The sequence below is a fragment of the Nostoc sp. 2RC genome, assembly GCF_014222165.1.
In the GTDB taxonomy this organism is placed as follows: Bacteria; Cyanobacteriota; Cyanobacteriia; order Cyanobacteriales; family Nostocaceae; genus Nostoc; species Nostoc linckia.
Genome location: NZ_JACKZU010000579.1, coordinates 1 through 3,118 on the forward strand (window position 1 = coordinate 1; position 3,118 = coordinate 3,118).

A 3,118-nucleotide genomic window follows, 5' to 3' on the forward strand; every position below is an offset into this window, starting at 1 on the left:
CCCCATCTCCCCATCTCCCCCAATCCCGGTTGGTGAGGGAAGTCGAGCCTCATCTCCCCACGTCTCCCTGGCGGCGTTGATTATTCCACACCAACAGTGGGATGCCTGCGGCGACAACTATGACACCTACAATTGCTCCAACGCCTGTGTAAACTAAGCTGGAATAAAGTAAGTAACCGCAGACGGCGCAAAAGAGTAATGGTGTGAAGGGATAAAATGGTACGCGGAATGGGCGTACTATGTGGGGTTCTCGTATCCTTAAGATGAGGAGAGACAGGCCTGAAAGTAGGAAGAAGAACCAAAACACGGGGGCGGTGTAATCCACCATTGTTTTAAAGCCTTCGCGGGTGAGTGTGCCTAAAACAACTAGTGCTAGGGCGATCGCTGCTTGCAACAATAAGGCATGGGTAGGGCTGCTAGGACGTTGCTGCCAGCGTCCCATAAAACCAAATAGGGAAAAATCTTGTCCCAGTGCGTAGTTGGTACGCGCCCCAGTAAAAATTGTGGCGTTGGTTGCCCCTAAGGTGGCGATGGCAATCAGTATGCTGATGAATAAGGCTCCCGGTGTACCCCAAAGCAAGCGCATTAAATCTGCGGCTACTGCTTCTGACTGTGCCATGTTGGCTAATCCCAGTCCCCGGAGGTAAGCTAGGTTGATCAGCAGGTAAATGGCGGTGATTATACCAATACTCCAAACGAGCGATCGCACAATGTTACGTCGTCCATTTTGTATTTCTGCTGAAATGTAAGCGGCTTCGTTCCAACCGCCATAGGACAGCAACACGAACACCATCGCTAAACCCCAAGTTCCTGATGATGCAGATTCCACAGCAGGGGTAGTATTAGGAGTGGCACTCAACCCAATAATTACTACTAGCAACAAACCCAAAACCTTAGCTACACTGAGCAGGTTTTGTGTCCACTTACCTTGTTGTAAACCAACGATGTTTAAAGCAGTTAAGAGGCCGATGGCTACTGCTGCATAAACAGATGATGAAAACGTGCCTAGTCGCCATATTTGCGAAACATAATCGCCAAAAACAAATGCTAAAAGAGCAATGGAACCAGTTTGAACTACTGTCATCCGCGCCCAAGCAAATAAAAAAGCGATTTTTCGCCCAAATGCACGTTTCAAATAGTAATAAGCGCCTCCAACATCAGGATAAACTGTTGCTAACTCTGCATAGCACAACGCTCCTACTAGAGATATGACACCACCGATGAACCAATAAAGCAGTACCGCGATATCACTACTCGCTTGATTTGCTACTAAAGCTGGGGTTTCAAAAATCCCTGCCCCGATGACAATACCAACAATCAAAGCCACTGCGTCTGGTAATGTCAGTGATGGCTTGGGTGATGCTATTTCAGTTATCTCTGTCCGATCAAGCAAATTGTAGTCTTCAGGTCTACTCACATTAGTTCCTCATTTAGTGTTGAGCAGGGACTTTTTGCTTTGTTTCATCAAGAATTACCTCAGATAATCAATTCCATTGAGATAGGAATATAAACTTATAAGCACATTACGCTTTCAAATTGCACAGTCAATCGTGGTGCTGATTGTTGACAATTGACAGTTAACAGTCAACACAAAAAAATGTGCGGCGTTAGATGCATGATAGTTTATTCACATCTCTACATTTAATATGGTTAAATATAAATGTGACGCAAAAATGACAAATCAAGATAATTAATAATTACTAACTTTATTACTAATTTCTGATTATCAGCCCATGCAAAATTGAGATAGTGCCAGTATTTTTCGGCATTACCAATATTTGCATATTTATTTGGCTTGAGTTCTTGTAAAATGCTAGAAAATCTCACTTATAAAAACTTCTCCCATGAGTTTGATTTAAACTAGACTAAAGAAGGATTAACGAGATAACTAAAGAATGATTGACTAAGAATCACTAATCGTGCTTTGTTCGATGGAGTAGTTAAAAAGAGCGATCGCTGAACACATACACAAGAGATAACAGGCAAAAGGCAATAGGTAATTAGTACTTTTCTTATTCACAATTGCCTGTTAGTATTAGTTCTCAAAATTCAAACAGGTTAGTATAATTCAAAAAACTCCCTCAGAATTTTCACAAAAACCAGAGTATTTTCAAAGTGAATATTATGTCCAGCACAATCGATGATTCTTAACTGGCTATGCTGGCATAATTGGGCTATTTCTGTATTAATATGTATAAATTTCTCATCATATTCACCAGCTAATAAAAGCAGAGTAATTTGATTTTTTACTAGCTGAGACCACAAACTAGGCTGGCATCCAGTACCCATGAAGCGCAGTGATTTATCTAATTCTTGCGGGTTGTTATGGGAACGATTTTTTACCATTTGGTCATAGTGTGGATGATTTTTTATATAGCCAAAAATTGCTTGACTATACCAATTACAGAGAAAATCAGCAAAACCAACTTGAGTAGTAATTCTTGTCAATTTCCTACCTATTTGTGTATCGCGCTTAATTCTTTCTAAACGTTCTGCTTCGGTTGCTAAACCTGGGGAAGCGGATTCTAGTATCACTCTGAAGAAACGTTCGGGAAAATGTAAAACTAGGTATAAAGCTAATCTGCCGCCCATTGAATAACCAACTAAAAAGCATTGAGCAATTTTTAATTTATCTAATAAGTTAATTACCGCCTGGGCTGTGTTCGGCATTGAATAGTACTCATACCCACCTAAAACTTCAGTTTTACCATGTCCGGGTAAGTCTAGTGTTAAATAAGAAAATTCATCACCTAATAAATTGATTGCTTCATCAAATTCATCAATGTTACCCATGAAACCGTGTAGAAACAGAATTACTGGTTTATCTGTAGTCTCAATAAAAGAATAATTAAAATTATAATTTTCTAAAATCATAAATTTAGTGGTGGAATAACTGGAAATTTACCAAACACGAACCCAATTCATAAATTGAGTCAAATGATGATTTAAAATTTACCTTTCTTTAGATACAAATAGAACGTTACCAAAGATAGATGTCATTAAAAAATAATATAATTTGCACAATTTAAAAATTCAAAATAATTCTCAAAAATACTAATTTTTGTTAAAAAACTATGAATTAAACAATTTATTTTTCAGGAGTTAATAATATGTATAT

At 38.8% G+C, this 3,118-nt stretch carries 3 protein-coding genes; all 3 read right to left on the reverse strand.

From position 1 onward, the window contains the following. Positions 1-49 precede the first annotated feature (49 nt). Entirely contained in the window at positions 50-1,417 is a 1,368-nt protein-coding gene (locus GNE10_RS33330; RefSeq protein ID WP_099072295.1) for an APC family permease, read from the reverse strand. A gap of 233 nt (positions 1,418-1,650) precedes the next feature. After that, complete coding sequence (locus GNE10_RS33335) at positions 1,651-1,827, reverse strand: hypothetical protein (RefSeq protein WP_185570330.1); 177 nt, start codon at positions 1,825-1,827, stop codon at positions 1,651-1,653. A gap of 231 nt (positions 1,828-2,058) precedes the next feature. Beyond that, the gene (gene menH, locus GNE10_RS33340; RefSeq protein ID WP_185570331.1) at positions 2,059-2,874 is read right to left on the reverse strand and encodes a 2-succinyl-6-hydroxy-2,4-cyclohexadiene-1-carboxylate synthase; all 816 of its coding nucleotides are present in this window, start codon (positions 2,872-2,874) and stop codon (positions 2,059-2,061) included. Between the last annotated feature and the right edge of the window lie 244 nt (positions 2,875-3,118).

Coding starts and splice junctions, on each gene's coding strand:
- menH (WP_185570331.1), bottom strand. CDS start 2,874: ATGATTTTAGAAAATTATAATTTTAATTATTCTTTTATTGAGACTACA.